Consider the following 21,526-nt stretch of genomic DNA (forward strand, 5'->3'; position numbering starts at 1 on the left):
TATAGAAAATGCCCGCAGCGAGATATTTGAATATATTGAAATGTACTATAACCCTATCCGAAGACATTCAGCCTTAGGCTATATCAGCCCGATGGCGTTTGAGCGAAAGGCAAGTTATCCACAAAAAGCGGAGGCCCGATAAAAAGAAAAAAAGAAGCAAAAAAAGAAAAACGTGTTGAAATATGGAAAACTCTCCGAGTTTCCCACATTTCAACACCACAAACAAACAACAAGTTATTTATTTTTACTTTTATAAATCATGACAGATCAACTGTCCGGATAAACCATCACACCCCAATGCGCCAAACAGGCGTACTTGCTTGGCGAAGACATCAGGGTCCTCTACGAGAGACCCTGATGGAACGTAACTTTACGAGCTAAAAACCTTTTGCTCCTCTGGCGCATCTGTCCTTGGGCAATTAATACATGTTTATTAAATTGTAAAATCCCCCAGAAGGAGAACAGGTTTGTACAAAACGTCACAGCCCTTACCCGAACCCGAGAGTGGTTCAACTTATCAGGATTACCCAATTTGATTATTGATTTTATGGGTAAACTTAAATCTGCGAGAGATCCTGATGGAACACAAATGAGTTTATGATATGCTGTATGACGTTAAATCACCCCTTCAATAAAAAACTCATTGATCCCTTCAACATCACTCAAATGGGTAGTTATCCGGCTAATCTTATTGTCAGTAATATCGCAAACTATGGCAACCTGCTCATCCAGGATCAAATCGCCACGGCTGGCAGTATTGTGAAGCGACAGGGCTACACTATCCAATCCGTATAAAATATGGTTAAATTGAACCATTACCCCAAAATCACGCAGCTGACCGGCACGTTTAATCACGGCATCGGCACCAACAGCAGGACCCGAAAGCAAACTTGTTCCCGGCAGGGTCCAGGTAACATCATTGGCAAGGGCCGAGCGCATGAGCTCCCAATCACGATTTTTTAGTCCTGTTAAAAACTTATTGGCTAACTGTCCTTTTACTTCTTCTGTGGTTTTCATGATGAAATGTTTTAGATATTAGTTAAGAGGCTCAGCGGCAGGAAAATCTACCGGAACTTCGGTGTTGGCAAATACGTAGTTAGTGTACACACGTATGGTAATAAAGGCTATAAGGTCCATCAAAGCGGCTTCATCAAAACCGGCTTCGTAAAAGTTATTTACTATGGTTTCATCGCCTTTACCTTTATTTTCAACAATTGACTTGGCTAAACCGATAATGGCATTCAATCTGTCATCAGCTGTATGGCCTCTCCTGATATCAAGGGTTTGTTCTTTAGTAAAGCCGCGTTTCATGGCCAGCATACTATGACCGGCTAAGCAATAGGCACAACCGTTTAACTCAGAAACAATGAGGGCAATGGCTTCCCTTTCTTTGGGGGTAAACACGCTTTTGCTCATGTCATCTTCCATATCCATAAACATTTTAAGTGCAGGTGCCGAATAGCCCATGGTGGCATAAAGGTTAGGTACTTTACCAACGCGTTTTGTGAAGGTATCAAACATTACCTGCGCTTCGGCACTTACCTGTTCGCGGGTGGGAACATTTATAGTTTTCATGATTATATTATGGTTTAATATTATTTACTTGTTGTTTTACGTTTAAGATAAAGTTGCGCGGTTTCGCTCATAGTGATGATGGCACCGCCAAGGATCACGACATCTTTAATAACCAAACGACCGCGGCCTGACAGGTATGGGAAGCCCCATTGGTTATCGGTTAAATGTGGTACCCAGCTTTCGGGCGTAGTGACCAGGAAGGAAAGCGTGCCCAAAGTCATGATAAATACCAGGATACTGGCAATCATACTTGGTATTGGTACAACTTTATAAAGTGCAACCAGTATGCCCAGTGTTACCAGGAAAATACCCAGACCAATAGAAAAGCCATAAGTATTATTTTCGATATGCCATTGGTGGTTGGAAGCAATCAGTTCGCCTTCTTTATTGATGTGTTTTTTGTATTCTGTTGGATGGTTGTAAAAGAATGACATCACCGGACTGTTGGCCACAAAGGGCACAACGCCATCGGCTTCGTAAGTGAAAAATTTAAGGCCGCCTATCCAAAGGAATACGACTACGATGCCGAAACGGACTGCTTTTTTGCCAAGCTGATCAAGGCCGGCTATGGTATTTATGATTGAAGTTTTCATGTTGTTGTTTTTTGATAAAGCAAAACTACAACGCTATGAGCCCCGCAAACATGGACGAAACGGGGTTTTATTTGTACAAATCCGCGACGATGGAGATGCCTGTTTTATCGCGAAAAGTTTGGGGCGATACCTTGGTGAACTTTTTAAATACCCGGCTAAAATAAAACTCATCCTGGAATTTAAGGTTATAGGCAATTTCTTTGATGCTTTGCCGGGTTAAATGGAGCTGTTTCTTTGCTTCGAGGATAAGCCGTTCCTGGATAAGCTGTGATGGTGATTTGCGAAAGTATTTGGTACAACGCCGGGTTAAATTATCAGAAGATATGGCGAGTAACGAGGCATAATCTGATGGTTTATGCAGGTCAAGATAATGCTGGTTAAGCAACGTCCGGAACTTTTCCATTATTTCATCTTTTTGAGGTTTATCCTCACCGGTACTGATGCCATTTATTTTTATGCTGCTGGCCTTGGCCAAAAAAAGCTGCAGGTAGGCCCGCAATACAATTTCGGATGGTTGCGGCTGCATAAATTCGTCGTTCATCTGCATCAGTAACAGCTCAAACACTTTTACATCCTGCGGAGTAAGCGCAACTATTGGATCAATATAGATGTTGTTAAATAGTAACCCATTGCAGGCTACTTCTTCACGGTGGTACTCGATACAATAAAAATCACTGTGAAATTGTAAGATATTGCTTTTTATTGCGCGGCACTCGTCTACATAAATAATCTGCAACGGGGTTGAAAACAACAACACCGGGCCTGTAAAAGGGAATGCCCCAAAATCTGCATGAAAGATACCCGACCCCTCAGGAACGAGGTAAACGGTATATTCAGAAAACTGGGCAGGCGTACATAGAATATCTTCCCGTACATCCTGTAACCCAAGTAAAAATTCACCTGCTTTATCGCGGATTGCTTTCAATGGCCAATGATTTATGGCACTAATATAAATATACTCTGCTTTTTATAGCGACAACGACTTTTATGAGGCCGAGTTTGCGCTCAAAAATTACAAAACATCAATAGATGCTGCCGTTTGTTGACAGCTTTTATCAAGCGAGTTTAAGCGTTTTTCGCTTGAACTATAACCCGCTATTGTTGGTGACAACACGAACAATAGCGGGGGCGCTTAATCGTGCGAATGTTAAACACTCACTCTAACCAACTCCTCTAAAACTTCGCATAAGATATCAATCTCTTCCCCGGTATTATAATAATGTACTGAAGCTCTTACGATATTGCCCAGTTTGTTTTTGTTCATATAAATGAGGGTTGAAACCGCCTTGCCAACTGATACATTGATGTGCTTTTCGGCCAGCTTGTTTTTTACCGTTGCGGCCTCCATGCCATCTACCGAAAAAGTTACGATGCCGCATAACTCATCGCCAAAATCATGAACGGTTACGCCGTTAATATTTTTTAGTTTTTCGCGTAATAAGCTGGCTAAATATTGCACCCGCTGCCAGGTACGCTCAACACCTATGTTGAGTGCATATTCAACCGCCTTGCCAAGGCCAAGAGTTAAGGCGCGGCTTTTTTCATACACCTCAAAACGGCGGGCATCATTGCGCGGTTTAAAATCAGTTTCGGTTACCCATTGGGTAGTGAAGCCGTCCATGAAAAACAGCTTCAGCTTATCCTGAATTTCTTTGCGGACATACAGAAAGCCGGTACCCCTCGGCGCCCGCAAATACTTCCTGCCGGTTACGGCCAGCATATCGCAGCCTATTTCCTGCACATCCAGCGGCACATGGCCCACGCTTTGGCAGGCATCAAGCAGGTACAAAATATTGTGTTTGCGCGCTATCCTGCCTATCTCTGCTACCGGGATCATGCTCCCTGCGGTTGAGGGGATGTGGGTTACGGCTATCAGTTTTGTCCGGTCAGAAATGGCATCTTCCAAAGCCTGCAGCCGGAAATTACCCCGCTCATCATTGGGGATTACTTTAAACTCAACACCCAGGGTTTTTTTAGCGTGCAGCAAACCTATCAGGTTGGTTACATATTCCATTTCGCAGGTAATGATCTCATCGCCGGGTTTAAAATCAATGCCGTTAAAGGCAAGCCACCAGCCAATACTGGCGTTTTCAACAATGGCAATTTCATCCTTGCGGGCGTTGATGAGTCGGGCTATGAGGTTGTAGGTGTTTTCAAGCTCTTCGCGGTATGTGTACTCGGTTTCGTAGCCGCCGTTTTGCGCTTCTTCGTACAGGTAATCTATCACGGTATCAACCACCACATCGGGGTGCAGGGACGAGCCTGCATTATTGAAGTGGATGGTTTTTGTTGTGCCCCGGGTTTCGGCCCTTAGTTGCTGTACTTCCTGTTCGCTTAGTATATTTTCCATCAGGTTTAGTTATTTGTGAAATTTATTTCCATCATGATATCCGCTCGTTTGTAGGTGCCGGGCTCAACTGGGATTTCGGTAAAGCCCAGCTTACGGTAAATGTGGATGGCATTTTCAAGCACTCTGTTTGAAAATAGTACCAGCTTTTTTACACCCAGTTCACGCGCTTTATCAATACCGGTTTGACATAGAAACTGACCGGCGCCAGCTCCGCGACTGTCTTTATCCACCGCCATTTTGGTAAGCTCGTAAACACCGTCTTCTATATATCGCAGCGCTACGGTGCCAATAATTTTTTGTTTCGAAGTGATAAAGTAAATGCTGCCGCCTGTTTTAATGATGGCCTCGTCGGGGTTTTCCAGTACCCATTTATCAAAAGGTTCAACGCTAAAATACTCTTCAAGCCATGCTTTGTTAAACTTTTCAAAATAGGGGGCATGTTGTGGCTGATAATCGATAACCTGTAGTTCCATGTGCTTAATTATTTGATCATTACAAAATAAAAACATTCGGAAATAGAAAAACAGATGTAGTTTTGTTAATTTTGAGCATAACAGATTTTGCATGGAAAGCATTGCTCATACTGAGGATTACGATTTTTTATACGCACAAATTGCTGCCCGGATTGAAAAGCAGATTAAGCAAAATCTGCTTAAGCTCGGCGACAAGCTGCCGTCGGTAAGGATGCTGAGCCAGGAGCAGGGTATTAGCATGAGTACAGCTTATAAGGCCTATGTTGAGCTGGAAAACCTGGGTTTGATAGAGGCACGTACCAAATCGGGCTACTATGTAAAATACCTGCCCGCCCGTTTTACCAGCGTGCCCGAAACCAAACCACCGCTTAAAAAGGTTAAACAGGCCAGCGTTGCCGAAATGATTGCGATGGTTTACCGCAACATGTCGGAAGACAGCGTTTTGCAGCTCTCGCGCTCATCGCCGCCGCTCAGCCTGATTCCGCTGGCAAAGCTCAGTAAATCCATGATGGAATCTATACGTAATAGTCCATCGGGTAATATCACTTATGAAAACCCGCAGGGTAATATTGCTTTGCGCAAACAGGCGGCTAAAAACGCCTTTAACTGGGGTGGTAATATTACCGAAGATGATGTGATCACAACGCAGGGCTGCCTGGAAGCTTTAATATTTTGCTTAAGGGCGCTTACCAAGCCCGGCGATACCATTGCTATTGAAAGCCCTACTTATTTCGGGATTTTCAATGTGATGCTCAGCCTGGACCTGAAAGTATTGGAAATTCCGGTGAACCCCGATACCGGCCTCGACCTGGAATACCTGGAACGGGCTATGAATGAAGTGCCAGTAAAAGTATGCCTGTTTGTTACCAATTTTAGTAACCCGATAGGGGTTTGCATGCCCGATGAGCGTAAGCAGCAACTGGTGCGCCTGCTTGCTGAAAAGCAAGTTCCCTTAATTGAGGATGATATTTATGGTGAGATCTATTTTGGAAAAAGCCGTCCGCGCACCTGCAAAAGTTATGATAAGGATGGCTGGGTGATCCTTTGTTCATCGGTATCCAAATCAATAGCGCCTGGTTACCGGGTAGGCTGGTGCGTTCCGGGCAGGTTTAAAGAACAGGTGCTGAATATTAAAATGATGCATTCCATAGCCTCGGCCACACCTACACAGGCAGCTATTGGTCATTTTTTTGAAACCGGGCGATATGACCTGCACATGAGGCATTTGCGGAAGGCGTTATATACCCAGTGCCTGCGGTATACGCAGGCTATCGCAACACACTTCCCGGCAGGTACAAAGATTAGCAGGCCACAAGGCGGCTATGCGCTTTGGGTCGAACTGGATAAAAAGGTAAATGCCTTTGAACTGTACCAATTGGCAATAGAGCAAAGCATCAGCATAGCTCCCGGCCAGATCTTTAGTGTAGACGGGCGGTTTACCAATTTTATCCGCATTAGTTTTGGGTTAGCTTTTGACGGGGTGGTTGAAGATAGTTTTAAGGTGTTGGGGAAATTAGTGAATGGCCTTATATCCTGAACTACAACATCACCAAATAAACTTAATTTTTTCTGAATGGCTGATTAGTAATAAATTAGTATTTTATTTATGGTTATGCCAAATAGTTATCTATAAGGCATTTATTGAATTTTTTATTGTATTTTAAGTTCTGTTTTTAAAAGACGGCAGCACGTTTTAATGGTTATCCCCTTTATCATGAAATTTAAATTTTTACTGCTATGTGTTGCTGTTGTTTGCGTGACAGGACAGCTGTGTGCGCAATCTTCAGCCTCGTTGCAATCGCAAATTCAAAAAAGCAAAGCTGATACCGGCAAAGTGAAGCTGTTGCTTGCTTTAAGCCGTGTTATCCTGCTCAAATCGGGCGCGGGAGCAAAGGAAACAGATAGCTCTTACCGGTTTATGAAACAAGCCGAACAATTAAGCATTCAGCTTAATGATGTTAAAGGGCAGGGGAACGCTGCGTTGATGGCAGCAATGATCAGCAATAAAAAAGGCGATCATAAAGGCGGTGCTGCATTGGCCCAGAGGGGGTTTGATTTTTTTAAGTCGATAGATGATTTGCCGGGTATGGCCGAAGCTTATGTCATTATTGGGCAGCATTATGGAAATGAAGGCCAGGACCTGGATAAAAAAATAGCCTATTATCAAAAAGCCATTGATATTTTTCGGCAAGCGGGTTTAAAGGACAGGGAAGCTACAGCTATCGTAGATATGGCCGATCTGCAAAGCATAAAAGGATCGTATGATATTGCTGTTAAAAACCTGCGCACGGCATTGGCAATATACCAATCGATAGGGAAAAAAGACCTGGATGGTTTGTACAACCTGCTTGGCGGCTGCCTTACCTTCCAGGGAGATGCTGATAACGCCCTGAAGTATCAGTTGAAAGCGGTGAGGCTTGCCGAAGGTCGCGGTGATACCAGTTTGCAAATGTGTACAATATACAATCGGTTTGCCCTTTCGTATTATACGCTGCATAAATTTGGCGATGCCATAATTTATTTTGATAAGGCTGTAAAAATTGCCCAAAAATATAATGACACAGCTTCAATAGTTGTAATAAACGGTAACCTGGCCATGAGCTACTATAAAATGGAACAGCCCGAAAAAGCGCTTGCACGGCTGCAATTGCTCAAAAATATGAACCTGTTTACAACAACGCAGGAAAGATTTGAAAACTACTATGATTTTTGCCTGGTTTATTTGAAGCTTAAACAGTATAAAATGGCCAAAGTGTACATCGACAAAATGGAGGCGCTAAAAAAAGATGCAGGGGCAAATTATACCGAGATGTTAAGGTCATATATTAATTATTATATCGCCATAGGGCAGTATAATAAAGCGTATCCCTACTTGCAGGAAAATGAAAGTTTTTATCAAAAAACAAAGGTGCTGCCTTTTTTGGCACAGAACCAGCTCAACTGGTTTAAGGCCGACTCGGGGATGGGCAGGTACCAAAGTGCTATTAAGCATTATCAGCGCTACAAAATGCTTACCGATTCGGTTTACCTGGTTAACAATGCCAAGCACACCTCCTTTTTGCAAATTGAGTTTGATACGGATAAGAAGAATAAAGACCTGCAACTGCAGGCTAAGGATATCCAACTGCTTAAAAACAATGAGCAGTTGCAGCGCAGCCGGTTTTTAGCAGCACAGGCCGATCGTAATTTGCTTATTGGAGGCTCGGTAATGTTGTTGCTTTCGCTGGGGGTTGGTTATAATCGTTATCGTTTAAAGCAGCGCAGCAATGTACGGTTACAGGCTCAGCAAAACGAAATTAACAAGCAAAACCAATCATTGCAGCTGTTGAACAGTAAACAGGAAAAATTACTTAATGAAAAAGAATGGTTGCTAAAAGAGGTACATCACAGGGTTAAAAATAACCTGCAAATTGTGATGAGCCTGTTAAGCACGCAATCGGCATACCTGGAAAACAACGCGGCCATTGAAGCCATCACTGAAAGCCAAAACCGGGTGCAGGCCATAGCGCTTATACACCATAAATTGTATAGTGCTGATAATGTGGCCAGCATTTATATGCCATCATACGTAACCGATCTGATCCGCAACCTCACCGATTGTTTTGATTCGGTAACCCGTCGTATCAGGTTTGAGCAGGTGGTTGAACCCATTTATCTCGATCTGACCCAGGCTGTTCCGTTCGGCCTGATACTTAATGAAGCCATAACCAACGCTATCAAGTACGCCTTTAGCAGTGAAGGCGGGCAGATCGTCGTCGCGTTGAACCGCGTAGGCGAAGACGGAGTGATATTAACCATTGCCGACAACGGAAAAGGGCTGCCGGCAGGCTTTGATCTTAAAACAGTAACCTCATTGGGTATGGAAATGATGAAGGCCTTAAGTAAACAACTGGGTGGCACTTTTAAAGTTCAAAATAAGGCGGGCGTTACTATCAGTGTTGAATTTAAAATTGAGAAAGTAAGGCACCATAGCGAGGTAGAAAGCAATTTCTTATAATGATCTCTATTTGCAGCGCGTTGTTTCCGCGTGTTTAAATGATTCGTTGAGTAATTGCCTGAGTACAGTATTATCTACATCGGTCAGTTTAACAATATGCGTACAGCAGCCACTTTGCTTGTGCTTACCTAATTTTTGCAGCAATTGTTCCTTGCTCTCAAAGCCTGGAAGATAGAGTGTTAAAGAATTTTTACGGGGCGAGAAGGCTATAAGCGGGGCATCACCCTCACGGCCGCTTTCATATTTGTAATGATAACTGCCAAAGCCTACAATGGCCGGCCCCCACATTTTTGCTTTGTGACCGCTTGCTTCTTCCATTAGCGCGGTCAGCTTAAAGCTGTCGGCCCGTTTGGCTTCATCGGCAATGGTATTGATGAAATCGCTTACGCTTGCTGCGGTTTCCGTGGTTTTATTGGTGTTTTTGGCCATGGCTTAAGCAGGATAAAGGTTAAAAACGATATATAAATATATCACGAAAATTTTATTTTATCCCACAGTTTATTAGCAACAACCTGTCGGATCACCTGCTCGCGGTAATTGCGGCTTATAGGGATGCGGTGCTGACCGATAAAAATATCATTTCCCTCAATACCATCAATTTTACCGGTTGATACGATGTATGATTTATGTACGCGGATAAAGAGTTTGTTATCTAAATTTTGTTCAAGGCTTTTGAGGTTAAGCAGCGTGATATATTTGCCTTTGGCGGTAAATATGGTAACGTAGTTTTGCATCCCCTCAACGTACAGGATCTCATCAAAGTAAATCTTTTCGTATTTATTACCACATTTGATAAAGAAGTAACCTTCATCAGCTTCCGTTTTTGGTGCGCCGGGCTGGGCCCAATTGTTAAGCAGGCGGTGATAATCTTTAGCCTTATTGGCCGATTTAAAAAAGCGGTCGAACGTGATGGGTTTCAGCAGGTAATCGAGCACATTGAGCTGGAAGCCTTCAAGCGCATAGCTGGGGTAGGCTGTAGTGATGATCACCATCGGCGGTTTCTGCATGATCTTTAAAAAATCAATACCGTTCATTTTCGGCATCTGGATATCCAGGAATATTAGGTCGATAGCCTGGTGGTCAAGTAGCTTGATCAGTTCGAGCGGGTTTTCGCAGGTGCCGGTTAAATTCAAAAAATCAACCTCGCGTACATAGCTGGCTAATCCTTCGCGGGCTAAGGGCTCATCATCTATTATTACACAGTTCATCATAGTGAGGCCATTTGAAAGGTTGCGGATGATTGTTCCAGTTCGGTTAAAGTTAATTGCAGGTGTACCTCAAAGCGGTCTCCGGTATTTTGGATCTCCAGCTTATGAAGGTCGGGGTAAATCAGGTCAAGCCGGCGCTTTACATTTTTCAGGCCGATACCCCCAAAGTTCACAAGCCCGGTTCCCGGGTCGTTTGATGCGCTGTTGGCAACATGAAAATCGAGCTGATCGTTTTTCAATCCCAATCTAATCGCAATCCAGTTAGGGTGTTCCGCCTCTTTGGATACATGCTTAAACGCGTTTTCTACAAAGGTCATTAATATAAAGGGGGCTATGCCTAAATGACCGGGCATCGGCTCATCTGCTTCAAAGGCAACATGCACATTATTGTTTTGCCGAAGCTTTTCCAGCTCGATAAAGTTTTCGAGATAGCTAAGCTCTTTTCCTAAAGAGATTTGCTGGTCGTTGCACTCGTACAACTGGTACCGCAGTAATTCAGAAAATTTGGCCAATGATGCCGATGCCATACCGGGGTTTTTATGGATCAGGAAAAATATGGAGTTGATGCTGTTGAACAAAAAATGCGGGTTAAACTGGTATTTCAGGAATTTAAGTTCGGTTTCCAGTTTCTCTTTTTCGAGCAGCTGCTGGCGGTGCTGGGTTTGCAGCCAGTTTTTGGTGAGTTTGATACTCATACCCAAAGTCATACTGGCTACGGTAGAGGGGAAGGAAGTATTATAGAAACTCATAAAATTGCCCGGATCAACGCCAAACATTTTTTTTACTGAGCAGCCTGCAAAAAAAGCACTTAAATAATAGCCGCCGTTAATAAGCGATGATGTGCCGATGATGGTTAGCGAAAGATAAATTACATATTGGGTAAGCCGCTCTTTTTTCATAAACCGCGGCATTAAGAGGTAAAGGTTAAAATATACCGCCAGCGCCTGGAAAACTACATAAGCCAGGATCTTGACACTATAAGCCGAAAAAAACATGGATTTGGCCGCTGCCACAGGGTTAGCCACCGCTATGGTAAACCAAAAATAATGGTACACACACCAAAATGGGATGTGGTACAGCTTGTATTTAAACAGCCAGTTTTGGTTTAATGTATCAACGGATAAACTGTTCATGTTAAATATCATAATAATAAAAAACAGGTGTCATGGGTAGATCCTCGAAGCATGACGAGCAGGGCCTCTGCGCATGTCCATCGACAGGTTCAGGATGACACCTCTCAATACCCAATATATTTTCCCCGTCCCCTCAGGGTCTCTCGCAGAGGACCCTGAGGGCCGCCGCCCTACCCGAATTGAAAAAAGCGAACCTGCGTGGCGTAGGCATCAGGGTCCTCTGCGAGTTTAAGTTTACCCACAAATTGCTTGTCGTTTAACCAGCAAATCGTCGTGTTTTGCCCCTCTGGGGCAAAGGGTATTCTATAACTTTACGAGCTACAAACCTTTTGCACCTCTGGTGCATCTGTCCTTCAATTAATACATGTTTATTAAATTCTAAAATCTCCCAGAGGGGGAACAGGTTTGTAGAAATTTTCAATATCCTACCTAAAGATACAGCAATTGCACTGATTTATATTTCGTTATTATATCAACCTGCACAAATAATTGACCAAATGCAGGCTTTAACTTATAAGCCGTAAAAAAGGCAGTATAGTTTTGGTTTTAAACCGATTAACCCGCTTCTGCGTATCTCATCAATTATCTCATGTCACTCATCATTCATGTTTTTTAAAGTTTAAAGCACTGTTTTTATTTGCCGGCATAACCTCCAGAAAGGTTACACACGCCATATGAAAACTTTATGCATCAGCCTGTTACTTATTTGCCTGGCACAAATAGTAAATGCCCAGGTGTCGGGCAGGGTTACCACAGCCGGCAGCCAGCCCTTGCCATATGTCACTGTATCGCTTGTCAGAACTGCAGATTCATCTTCAGTTAAAAGTATGCTTACCAATGAACAGGGAGGCTATAATATTGCGGATGCCCCTTCCGGTAATTACCGGTTGCGGTTAAGCAGTATCGGCTATCAAACCTGGTTTTCATCGCCTTTTGAAATCAGCGGGAACAAGGATGCAAAATATCTTGCTGTTATTGTGATGAAGGAGGACACCCGGCAATTGGGCGAGGTGGTAGTGCGGGCAAATAAGCCATTGTACCAGCAGCGCAGCGATGGCTTAGTGGTAAATGTTGAGAGCAGTGTGCTTACCAAAGGCAGTACGGCCCTGCAGGTGCTGGAACGATTGCCGGGGGTAACTATCGATCACCGGGATAATGGTATTGCCCTGAACGGTAAAAGCGGGGCTACAGTAATGATCAACGGCAAACTGGTGCGTATGCCGCTTGCCCAGGTCATGAATTTGCTTAATGGTACCAGTGCCGATAATATTGAAAAAATAGAGCTGCTGAGCACCCCGCCCGCCGGATACGATGCTGAAGGCAGTGCCGGCATCATCAATATTGTAATGAAGAAAAGCAAAAAGCAGGGAACAAACGGCTCCTATTCCTTAACTGGCGGTTACGGCATGGGCGAAAAAGGCACTGCCGGCATCAACCTCAGTCATAATACTAAAAATATCAATCTGTACGGCTCCTACACGTTTCAGCACGACCGGACCTATACCGATCTTTTTATTACCGGAAGTCAGTACATGCCTTTTATCGGAGGTAATGCCGAGGTAGAATTTTACACAAAAACCAAAAGGATCAGCAATAATCACAATGCCACCCTGGGTACTGATATTAAGCTGGATCCTAAAACTACCATAAGCGGTAACCTGAGCTATAACAACAGCCATTCGCCCACTTATACATACAGTAACGCGGGGTATAAGATCCTGCCCGATTCACTGCTCAGGTATATTGGGCATATTAACGGGAACGCGCACTGGGATAACCTCACCAGCTCGCTCAATATTGAACATGTGCTGAAGGAAGGGGAGAAGATAAGCATGGAAGCCGATTATATCCATTATGGAAATAACAGTCCAAGCGAAGTTAATACGTCCTTTGTAAACAAATATGGCGAGCAGGTGTACGCCAACAACAGTGTAAGCGCGCAAAGGCAACGCGGATTTGCCAATACGGCCATCAACGTAGGCGTGTTTAAAGCCGATTATGCCAACCAGCTATCACCCTTACTAAAACTGGAAACAGGTATTAAAGGAGCGCATACCGGCAGTTCAAGCTCATCGGGTATCGAAAGTTTTAATAATGGGGCCTGGGAGCGTAATATGCAGACCGCTGCGAACATATACATGAAGGAAGATATTGGCGCGGCGTATCTGTCCCTTAATTGGCAGCTTGGTAAAAGCATAAGCCTTAATACAGGAGTACGTTATGAATATTCCTATACCAATATGGATAACCCACAAACCGGCAGCAACATTGTAGACCGTAAACTGGGAAAGCTGTTCCCCACAGTGCTGTTCACCAAAAAGTTGGGTGACCGATCCGAACTGCAGCTGTCTTACACCAAAAGGATCAGCCGTCCATCATATGACGACCTGGCCTCATACTTTGCATACAGCGACCCTACGGCGGTTTACACCGGCAATCCTTTTCTTAAACCAACCATCACCAATAATATAAAACTGGGCTATAACTATGGCGACTATAGCTTTTCCCTGCTTTACAGCCGGGATGATAATGCCATAGCCCGCTATCAGCTCAGCGAAAGCCCAGCGCACGATATTTTGTTCATTTCGCCACAAAATCTGCCGTATCAAAACTACTTTACCTTGCAGGCCAATGCGCCGTTTAAAGTAAGTAACTGGTGGGAGATGACCTATAGCTTTGTTGGCGGCCTAAGGCAGTTTAAGGAGGATTATACTTTACATCCGTTAACCAAATCGTACTTCGGATATTCCTTTAATTTTAACCAGTTGTTTAAGCTGCCCGGCAGCTTTTCGGCAGAGGTATCGGGGCAGTACAATTCCCTGTCGTATAATGGCACAACGAGGGTTGATGGTTTTGGGCTGATCAATGCCGGGATCAAAAAAGAGCTGAAAAATAACGGTGGCAGCCTGCAGTTATCAGTGGCCGATGTGTTCAGTGCTACGCAGATCCATGTGCGGTACGGCACACTTACACGGGAGGCTTTTGACATAAAGAGCAATGTACTTGTCAATACCGAAACCAGACGTTTCCCGGTAATTAAACTTACTTATTCAAAGTCGTTTGGTAGTACAAGACCGGCCGGCCGGGGGAAACCGGAAAGCGGTTCAAAAGAGGAGAGTGAAAGGATGAGGAGTAACTAAGTCATCTGTTTCATTCCCTGGCATTTCTCGCCACCGGCTTTAACCAAAATCCGCGCTGGCCTATCGCTTATGTGTTTTCCTGTACTTTGACGGCGACATGCCAATCAGTTTGGTAAACAGCCTTGAAAAATAATAAGGGTCGTCAAAGCCCAGCTCTGAGCAAATTTCCTTAATGCTCCTGTCGGTAAAGTACAGGTACTGGCAGGAGGTTTGAATCTTGAGCAGGTTAAAATAGTTAATAGGTGATGAGCCTGTTTTTTGTTTAAACAGCCGCAAATAATGTGATGCTGAAATTCCCTGTTGTTTCGCCAAATGCATCACTTCAAACTTTTGACTAATGTGTTTTTTCATATAAGCGATAGAGTTGCTCACAAAATCGTTATCATAATCAACCGGGTTGGTTTGCTTATAATACACCATCGAGGAGATAAAATTGAGCAGGTTGATGTTAACAATCTCCATTTCTTTTTCATGATAGCTGTGTTCAAGCACGGCGTAGACCTGTTCGTACAGCTTAATCCGGCTGTTGTCGTAGGGAACGGATTGTACCGCAGGCTGCCCGTTTTCGAGCGAGCGCTCATAGATCAGGTGCGAATTTAGCCCGCTGAAGTGTACCCAGTAAATGCTCCAGGGATTGATTTCCGAGCTTTTATAACGGTGTGCCACATTACGGGGGATAATGAAAAAAGTATTGGGTTTAAGGGTGTGGCCCTGGCCCCCCAAATAAACATAGCCTTCTCCATCAACACAATAAAGAAAAATATATTCGTTACTGCCTGTACGGCGTTCACGGTCATGAAAGGCCGCCTTGGGATAATAGCCGATAGCGGTAAGGTAAAAGCCTTTGATCAAAGCATTGCTGGTGATGGCTTTTTTTATGTTTGGTGGCAATACGATCATTTTTTGACCGATAAAACCTTCTTTGATCCGTTTTTTTGGTTCGGCTATCGCATTCATAACGCTGCTGTATAACTGGCGATTAAAGGTATTTATTTTTTTTATCCCGGCAAGATTTTAATAGCTGTCAGTAAATGATAGTATTATCCATCACTTTTTAAAGAATATCCATTTTTTTAACACCTGTTTCATAGTAGGTTTACCAAAACCAATTAGGGCTAAAACAAGTCAGGCAAATTACCTGGCTGTTTAATGAAGCGGATAACTTATGAACAAACAATTTAAATATCTGAACGTACATGGCTGTTAACACCACAACCCGTTTATGGGGGCAGCATAACGGTCATAACGTTTATCTTTTCAAAATTGAAAACGAGAGCGGGGCCTATGTTGAACTTACCAATTACGGCGCGGCCATTGTATCAGTTGTGGTGCCCGACAGGCTGCAGCACTTTGAAAACGTGGTGGTTGGTTTTCCTGACCTGAACGGGTATTTAACCGATAGCTGCTACATCGGCTCAACCATAGGCCGGTACGCCAACCGTATCAGCAGGGTAAAATTTCAGCTCGAAGGCGAAACTTTTCACCTGGATGCCAATGAAGGTAAAAATTCCAACCATGCCGGTAAAAGCGGTTTTAACTATAGGGTGTTTACTGCCGAAGCTTTTGATAATGGTGTAATGATGACCCTGACCAGCCCTGATGGCGATGGGGGTTATCCCGGTAAGTTAGAGCTTATGGTTATCTATACCTGGAGCAATGATAATGAGTTGCTGATCAATTATAAAGCTACTACCGACAAAGCTACGATAGCAAATTTTACCAATCACGCTTACTTTAATTTATCGGCATTTAAAAGTAAGATCTATAACCACAAGCTTACCCTGCTATCGGATAGTATTGTGGATTTGCACGAAGACTATACGCCGAGCGGGGCAATTATACCAGCCGGGCAAAAGGCTTTCAATAATAACAAGCTGGGCGATAAATTTAATATAGATGAAAACCATGTTGAAGGCCTTAACCTGTTTTACATTATCAACAGGGGAGCCGGGGAGAACGGCTTAATTTATGCCGCTCTTTTAACCGACGAAGCATCGGGCCGTGCTCTTAGAGTTTATACGGATTATCCCGGCGTGTTCCTGTACACCGGTGATTATTTAAGCAGCACTACGCCTATACATACTGGCCAGGGGGCGAAACCTTTTGATGCGTTGTGCCTGGAGTGTCAGCATTATCCGGATAGCATCAATCATCCTGATTTTCCGCAGGCTGTATTGCGGGCAGGCGATGTATACAATCAAAGTATTTTATACAAGTTTGGCACCATATGAAGCTAAAAGCAAAAGGCAGAAGGCCCAAAGCCCAAAGCTTGTTTAATAACGGACTTTAATTAAAGTAAATTTATACAGAGAGAAGAAACTAACCAATATCAAATGACCATCGATTTTAAAAAAGAAGTAAAATTTAACAGCGGCTATATTATAGGGATCTCCTTTATATCGGCACTGGGCGGTTACCTGTTCGGCTTTGATTTTGCCGTAATATCGGGTGCGCTGCCGTTCCTCCGCAAGGAGTTTGCGCTTGACCCTGTTTGGGAGGGCTTCCTTACCGGTTCCCTGGCGCTGGGCTGTATCGTGGGCTGTATCATAGCCGGCCGCATTGCCGAAAAATACGGCCGTAAACCCGGTCTCATGGTTGCGGCGTTTATTTTCGCGGTATCGTCACTGGGTATTGCCTTTTCAACCGGGTTCACTTATTTTATCATTCTGCGTTTTGCAGCGGGCATAGGGGTAGGGATGGCATCAATGCTTTGCCCCATGTACATTGCCGAAATTTCCCCGGCACAGGTGCGCGGGCGTAATGTAGCTATCAACCAGCTTACCGTGGTATTGGGCATCCTGATCACCAACCTGTGCAACTATTTTTTAGCCGACAGCGGCGATAATGCCTGGCGCTGGATGTTTGGTTTGGGCACGGTACCTGCCGCGGTATTTTTATTAGGGGTTATAGCCCTGCCCGAAAGCCCCCGGTGGCTGATCAAGGCCGGTCGGCACGCTGATGCCGAAAAGGTACTTTACAAAATAGGCTCCGAAGAGTTTGTGACTTCAACACAGCAGGCTATTGAAAAATCGCTTACCGGCGCAAAAAAGCAATCGTACCGCGCCGTATTTGAAAAAAGCGTACGCCCTGCCGTATTGATAGGTATTACGCTGGCTGTGTTTCAACAGTTTTGTGGCATCAATGTGGTGTTTAACTATACTTCAACCATTTTTGCCTCGGTGGGTTCAAGCTTAAACCAGCAATTGTTTGAAACTGTATCCATTGGTATAGTTAACCTGGTTTTTACCTTGCTGGCTATGTGGCAGGTTGATAAGCTCGGCCGTAAGCCGTTGATGCTCATTGGTTCATTGGGCTTATCCATATTTTATATTGTATTGGCTTACCTGCTGCAAAATCACCTGGCGGCCGGGCTGGTATCCATATTTGTGTTGCTGGCCATCAGCACTTACGCGCTTTCACTTGCACCTATAACCTGGGTACTTATTTCAGAGATCTTCCCTAATAAGATCCGTGGCGCTGCATCAACAGTGGCCATTGTATCGTTATGGGCTGCCTATTTTATATTGGTGTTCACCTTCCCTATACTGGCTAAGGTGCTGGGCACTTACGGGCCATTTTATATGTACGCGGTGATCTGCTTTTTAGGCTTTTTGTTTGTACTTAAAAAAGTGAAAGAAACCAAAGGCCAAACCCTTGAAGAGTTAGAAGAAAATTTAGTAAGACATTAATAATCATAAGCCACATGAATAATTTGTATGTAAATGTTTGGGAAGAGAAGGTAGTTATCCCAACCTACGGTATAGGGAAGCCCGATAAAAACCCCATGTTTTTTGAAAAGCGCGTTTACCAGGGTAGCAGCGGCAAGGTGTACCCTAACCCGGTTATCGAAAAAATTTACGACGAAAAAGAAGATAAAGAATACGCAGGCCTTTACCTCGAAAATAAATACCTCAAAGTACTCATCCTGCCCGAGCTTGGCGGCCGTATCCAGATGGCTTATGACAAAATCAGGGGCCGTCATTTCATTTATTATAACCAGGTGATTAAGCCGGCACTGGTAGGGTTAACCGGCCCCTGGATTTCGGGCGGTATTGAATTTAACTGGCCACAGCACCATCGCCCAAGCACTTTTGAACCGGTTGATTATAAAATTGAAGAAAATGCCGATGGCAGCAAAACCGTTTGGGTTAATGAAGTGGAGCGCATGTTCCATACCAAAGGTATGGCCGGTTTTACGCTGCACCCGGATAAGGCTTACATCGAAATAAAAGCGAAGCTCTATAACCGCTCGGCCCTGCCGCAAACTTTTTTATGGTGGGCAAACCCGGCGGTGAAAGTTAATGACGATTACCAGTCGGTTTTTCCGCCGGATCTGAACGCGGTGTTTGACCATGGTAAGCGCGACGTATCAACATTCCCGATAGCTACGGGTACTTACTATAAAGTTGATTATTCGCCGGGTACAGATATCTCAAGGTATAAAAATATCCCGGTGCCAACGTCGTACATGGCTATCAACTCCAATTACGATTTTGTGGGCGGATATGAGCATGACAGTCAGGCTGGTTTGCTGCACGTAGCCAATCATCATGTATCGCCTGGCAAAAAACAGTGGACCTGGGGCCACAGCGATTTCGGCCTGGCCTGGGACAGGAACCTAACCGACGAGGATGGCCCGTACATTGAGCTCATGACAGGTATGTTTACCGATAACCAACCCGATTTTACCTGGTTGATGCCGCACGAGGAAAAACATTTTACCCAATACTTTATGCCATACCGCGAGCTTGGCGTAGTAAAAAATGCTACCAAAGATATCCTGCTGGCACTTGATTATAAAGAGGGCAAACTACTATTGAAAGTTTACGTAACCGGCGAGCAAAACAACCTGAACATCAAACTGCAGCATGATGGCAAAGTATTATTGAGCGAAAAAGTTTGCATTGTACCAGAACAAGTTTATACCCGCGAGATAGCCGTTAAGGATATTAACGAGAACCTTTTGCTGCTTACCGTACATTCGGCAGCGGGCAAAGAACTCATTAAATATGATGCGGCAAGCAATAAGCTTAACAATATCCCTGAAGCTGCCAGTCCGGCCCTGCTGCCTGCCGATGTAGAAAATAACGAGCAGTTGTTTTTAACGGGCCAGCACCTGGAGCAGTACCGCCATGCTACTTATAGCCCGGTGCCTTATTATGAGGAAGCTTTACGCCGTGATCCAAAAGATATCCGCAATAATAATGCTTTAGGTTTATGGTATTTGCGTCGCGGACAGTTTGCTAAAAGCGAGCCTTATTTCCGCAAGGCGGTTGAAACCATCACCCAGCGTAACCCTAATCCTTACGATAGCGAGTGTTATTACAATTTAGGTTTGGCGTTGAAATTCCTCGGCAAAAAAGAGGATGCGTACAAAGCGTTTTATAAAGCTACCTGGAGCAATGCCTGGAAAGATAGCGGCTATTTTTCGGTAGCACAGATCGACCTGGAAAACGGCGATTACGAACTGGCGCTTGATCACTCGCTGTCGTCATTAGATAGAAATGCCAATAACAGTAAAGCCTATGTTTTGCGCTCGGCGGCTTTCCGTAAGCTCGGGCGTTTTGAAGATGCTGTCGAGGTAGCTACAGCGGCAATAAAAAGGGATGCGTTTAACCTGGGCGCTCTGTTTGAGCTGGTTTATGCTTACAAAGCTTTTGGTGATGAAGAAAAAGGCACTGCCACCCTTAATGAACTCATTAAACTATCGCGCGGTTATTACCAAAATTACATTGAATACGCACTTGATTACGCCAATGCCGGCCTGTACCAGGAAGCTGCAGATTTGTTGAATTATGCGGTGAACGGTGATGCTACCAGTCCGATGGTGTATTATTACCTGGGCTACTTTGCGTACAGGTTTGGCAATAATGAACAGGCTTCTGCATGTTTTAAACAGGCCTCAGCTGCCGATTCGTACCTGTGCTTCCCCGATAGGCTGGAAGAGATCAGCATACTGAAACTGGCCGCTGAGCTTGTGCCCACCGATGCCAAAGCACCTTATTATTTAGGTAACCTGTTTTATGATAAACTGCAATATGATGATGCCATCGCGGCCTGGGAAACATCAGCAAAACTGGACGATACGTTCCCAACCGTATTCAGGAATCTGGGTATAGCCTATTATAATAAACGTAATGACCCGGCAAAAGCTTTAATTTGTTTTGAAAAAGCCTTTGCGTTGGATCCCGCCGATGCCCGTGTACTGATGGAACTCGACCAGCTTTACAAAAAGCTGAACTATTCTACAGAAGCACGACTGAAATTTGTTGAAGCTAACCTGGAGACTGCCAAACTTCGTGATGATGTTTATTTAGAGCGTGCAACGCTGTATAACTTTTTAGGCGAGCACCAAACCGCGTTTGAACAGGTGATGCAAAGAACATTCCACCCATGGGAGGGCGGCGAAGGCAAAGCATCCGGCCAGTATGTTGCAGCTTTGGTTGAAATGGCCAAGCAAAACATCCGCGATGGTAAATATCAAAAAGCTGTTGAACAGCTGACCCAGGCACAAACCTACCCACATAATTTAGGCGAGGGCAAACTATTCGGCACACAGGAAAATGACATCTTTTACTGGCTGGGCCAGGCCCATGAAGGCCTGCAGCAAACGGAACAGGCAAAGGCCTATTTTGAGCAGGCAGCCATAGGTTTGGAAGATCCGACAGCGGCTGTTTTTTATAACGATCAGCAGCCGGATAAGATCTTTTATCAGGGTTTGGCAAAAAAATGTCTGGGTGACAGTACATCGGCCGAACGAATCTTCAAAAAACTGCTTAATTATGGTATCGGGCACATGGATGATAACGTAAAAATTGATTACTTTGCCGTCTCGCTGCCAAATTTGCTCATTTTTGAAGATGATCTGCAGGTAAGGAACCGCGTGCACTGCTATTTTTTACAGGGACTGGGATACCTCGGTTTACGTGATTTTGAGCAGGCACAAAAGGCCTTTACCGAGGTTCTGAAACTGGATGCCGGGCATTTTGGGGCGAGGATACATCAAAACATGATAAACCAAATTACCGAAGCAGCCGGTTAAACCCAAAAATCACAC

The 21,526-nt window shown here is 44.3% G+C and carries 17 protein-coding genes; 7 read left to right on the forward strand and 10 right to left on the reverse strand.

Going from position 1 to position 21,526, the window contains the following annotated elements:
- Positions 1–142, forward strand: a 142-nt coding sequence (locus BLS28_RS28880) for an IS3 family transposase (protein WP_176844590.1), incomplete at its 5' end; no start/stop codon positions are given.
- 473 nt (positions 143–615) lie between these two features.
- On the opposite strand, the gene BLS28_RS28885 is transcribed toward BLS28_RS28880, so the two are convergent.
- The 6 genes from BLS28_RS28885 to BLS28_RS28910 form a co-directional block, all read right to left on the reverse strand.
- Complete coding sequence (locus BLS28_RS28885) at positions 616–1,017, reverse strand: nuclear transport factor 2 family protein (protein ID WP_218134524.1); 402 nt, start codon at positions 1,015–1,017, stop codon at positions 616–618.
- Between the two features lie 18 nt (positions 1,018–1,035).
- Positions 1,036–1,575, reverse strand: coding sequence for a carboxymuconolactone decarboxylase family protein (locus tag BLS28_RS28890; RefSeq protein ID WP_090534021.1), 540 nt, complete (start codon positions 1,573–1,575; stop codon positions 1,036–1,038).
- Positions 1,576–1,595: 20 nt separating this feature from the next.
- Entirely contained in the window at positions 1,596–2,168 is a 573-nt protein-coding gene (locus tag BLS28_RS28895) for a DUF417 family protein (protein ID WP_091175966.1), read from the reverse strand.
- A gap of 67 nt (positions 2,169–2,235) precedes the next feature.
- Positions 2,236–3,093, reverse strand: coding sequence for a helix-turn-helix domain-containing protein (locus BLS28_RS28900; protein ID WP_091175968.1), 858 nt, complete (start codon positions 3,091–3,093; stop codon positions 2,236–2,238).
- 222 nt (positions 3,094–3,315) lie between these two features.
- Positions 3,316–4,518: an aminotransferase class V-fold PLP-dependent enzyme gene (locus BLS28_RS28905; RefSeq protein WP_091175970.1), complete on the reverse strand. Its 1,203-nt coding sequence runs from the start codon at positions 4,516–4,518 to the stop codon at positions 3,316–3,318.
- A 5-nt stretch (positions 4,519–4,523) separates the two neighbouring features.
- The gene (locus BLS28_RS28910; protein ID WP_091175973.1) at positions 4,524–4,991 is read right to left on the reverse strand and encodes a GNAT family N-acetyltransferase; all 468 of its coding nucleotides are present in this window, start codon (positions 4,989–4,991) and stop codon (positions 4,524–4,526) included.
- Between the two features lie 91 nt (positions 4,992–5,082).
- On the opposite strand from BLS28_RS28910, the gene BLS28_RS28915 reads away from it, so the two are divergent.
- On the forward strand, positions 5,083–6,528 hold the full coding sequence (locus tag BLS28_RS28915) for an aminotransferase-like domain-containing protein (protein WP_091175976.1): 1,446 nt from the start codon (positions 5,083–5,085) through the stop codon (positions 6,526–6,528).
- 177 nt (positions 6,529–6,705) lie between these two features.
- The gene (locus BLS28_RS28920) at positions 6,706–8,988 is read left to right on the forward strand and encodes a histidine kinase dimerization/phosphoacceptor domain -containing protein (protein WP_176844591.1); all 2,283 of its coding nucleotides are present in this window, start codon (positions 6,706–6,708) and stop codon (positions 8,986–8,988) included.
- 6 nt (positions 8,989–8,994) lie between these two features.
- Here BLS28_RS28920 and BLS28_RS28925 read toward each other — a convergent pair whose 3' ends face one another.
- Genes BLS28_RS28925 through BLS28_RS28935 form a run of 3 tightly spaced genes read right to left on the reverse strand, consistent with a single transcriptional unit; the run spans position 8,995 to position 11,329 of the window.
- Entirely contained in the window at positions 8,995–9,417 is a 423-nt protein-coding gene (locus BLS28_RS28925; protein WP_091175981.1) for a DUF1801 domain-containing protein, read from the reverse strand.
- A gap of 41 nt (positions 9,418–9,458) precedes the next feature.
- On the reverse strand, positions 9,459–10,199 hold the full coding sequence (locus BLS28_RS28930; protein ID WP_091175983.1) for a LytR/AlgR family response regulator transcription factor: 741 nt from the start codon (positions 10,197–10,199) through the stop codon (positions 9,459–9,461).
- Positions 10,196–11,329 carry a sensor histidine kinase gene (locus tag BLS28_RS28935; protein WP_091176057.1) on the reverse strand — a complete coding sequence of 378 codons (1,134 nt, stop codon included), beginning with the start codon at positions 11,327–11,329 and terminating at the stop codon, positions 10,196–10,198. The genes BLS28_RS28930 and BLS28_RS28935 overlap by 4 nt, the downstream gene beginning before the upstream one ends.
- 674 nt (positions 11,330–12,003) lie before the next feature.
- Here BLS28_RS28935 and BLS28_RS28940 point away from each other — a divergent pair.
- Complete coding sequence (locus BLS28_RS28940) at positions 12,004–14,469, forward strand: TonB-dependent receptor (protein WP_091175986.1); 2,466 nt, start codon at positions 12,004–12,006, stop codon at positions 14,467–14,469.
- A gap of 60 nt (positions 14,470–14,529) precedes the next feature.
- On the opposite strand, the gene BLS28_RS28945 is transcribed toward BLS28_RS28940, so the two are convergent.
- Complete coding sequence (locus BLS28_RS28945) at positions 14,530–15,426, reverse strand: AraC family transcriptional regulator (RefSeq protein WP_091175988.1); 897 nt, start codon at positions 15,424–15,426, stop codon at positions 14,530–14,532.
- A 239-nt stretch (positions 15,427–15,665) separates the two neighbouring features.
- Here BLS28_RS28945 and BLS28_RS28950 point away from each other — a divergent pair, with 239 nt between their 5' ends.
- From BLS28_RS28950 to BLS28_RS28960, 3 genes are all read left to right on the forward strand, one after another.
- On the forward strand, positions 15,666–16,700 hold the full coding sequence (locus tag BLS28_RS28950) for an aldose epimerase family protein (protein ID WP_091175991.1): 1,035 nt from the start codon (positions 15,666–15,668) through the stop codon (positions 16,698–16,700).
- Positions 16,701–16,772: 72 nt separating this feature from the next.
- Positions 16,773–18,158 carry a sugar porter family MFS transporter gene (locus tag BLS28_RS28955; RefSeq protein ID WP_256337575.1) on the forward strand — a complete coding sequence of 462 codons (1,386 nt, stop codon included), beginning with the start codon at positions 16,773–16,775 and terminating at the stop codon, positions 18,156–18,158.
- A 14-nt stretch (positions 18,159–18,172) separates the two neighbouring features.
- On the forward strand, positions 18,173–21,511 hold the full coding sequence (locus tag BLS28_RS28960; protein ID WP_091175996.1) for a DUF5107 domain-containing protein: 3,339 nt from the start codon (positions 18,173–18,175) through the stop codon (positions 21,509–21,511).
- Positions 21,512–21,526: the final 15 nt, after the last annotated feature.

Origin of the sequence: Mucilaginibacter gossypii (assembly GCF_900100945.1) — a bacterium.
GTDB lineage: Bacteria > Bacteroidota > Bacteroidia > Sphingobacteriales > Sphingobacteriaceae > Mucilaginibacter > Mucilaginibacter gossypii.

Excerpts from the sequence above, each read along its gene's own strand:
- BLS28_RS28940 (WP_091175986.1), top strand. The coding sequence starts at position 12,004 with ATGAAAACTTTATGCATCAGCCTGTTACTTATTTGCCTGGCACAAATA.
- BLS28_RS28950 (WP_091175991.1), top strand. The coding sequence starts at position 15,666 with ATGGCTGTTAACACCACAACCCGTTTATGGGGGCAGCATAACGGTCAT.
- BLS28_RS28890 (WP_090534021.1), bottom strand. The coding sequence starts at position 1,575 with ATGAAAACTATAAATGTTCCCACCCGCGAACAGGTAAGTGCCGAAGCG.
- BLS28_RS28885 (WP_218134524.1), bottom strand. The coding sequence starts at position 1,017 with ATGAAAACCACAGAAGAAGTAAAAGGACAGTTAGCCAATAAGTTTTTA.
- BLS28_RS28930 (WP_091175983.1), bottom strand. The coding sequence starts at position 10,199 with ATGATGAACTGTGTAATAATAGATGATGAGCCCTTAGCCCGCGAAGGA.
- BLS28_RS28895 (WP_091175966.1), bottom strand. The coding sequence starts at position 2,168 with ATGAAAACTTCAATCATAAATACCATAGCCGGCCTTGATCAGCTTGGC.
- BLS28_RS28935 (WP_091176057.1), bottom strand. The coding sequence starts at position 11,329 with ATGAACAGTTTATCCGTTGATACATTAAACCAAAACTGGCTGTTTAAA.
- BLS28_RS28945 (WP_091175988.1), bottom strand. The coding sequence starts at position 15,426 with ATGAATGCGATAGCCGAACCAAAAAAACGGATCAAAGAAGGTTTTATC.
- BLS28_RS28905 (WP_091175970.1), bottom strand. The coding sequence starts at position 4,518 with ATGGAAAATATACTAAGCGAACAGGAAGTACAGCAACTAAGGGCCGAA.
- BLS28_RS28920 (WP_176844591.1), top strand. The coding sequence starts at position 6,706 with ATGAAATTTAAATTTTTACTGCTATGTGTTGCTGTTGTTTGCGTGACA.
- BLS28_RS28925 (WP_091175981.1), bottom strand. The coding sequence starts at position 9,417 with ATGGCCAAAAACACCAATAAAACCACGGAAACCGCAGCAAGCGTAAGC.
- BLS28_RS28960 (WP_091175996.1), top strand. The coding sequence starts at position 18,173 with ATGAATAATTTGTATGTAAATGTTTGGGAAGAGAAGGTAGTTATCCCA.
- BLS28_RS28910 (WP_091175973.1), bottom strand. The coding sequence starts at position 4,991 with ATGGAACTACAGGTTATCGATTATCAGCCACAACATGCCCCCTATTTT.
- BLS28_RS28915 (WP_091175976.1), top strand. The coding sequence starts at position 5,083 with ATGGAAAGCATTGCTCATACTGAGGATTACGATTTTTTATACGCACAA.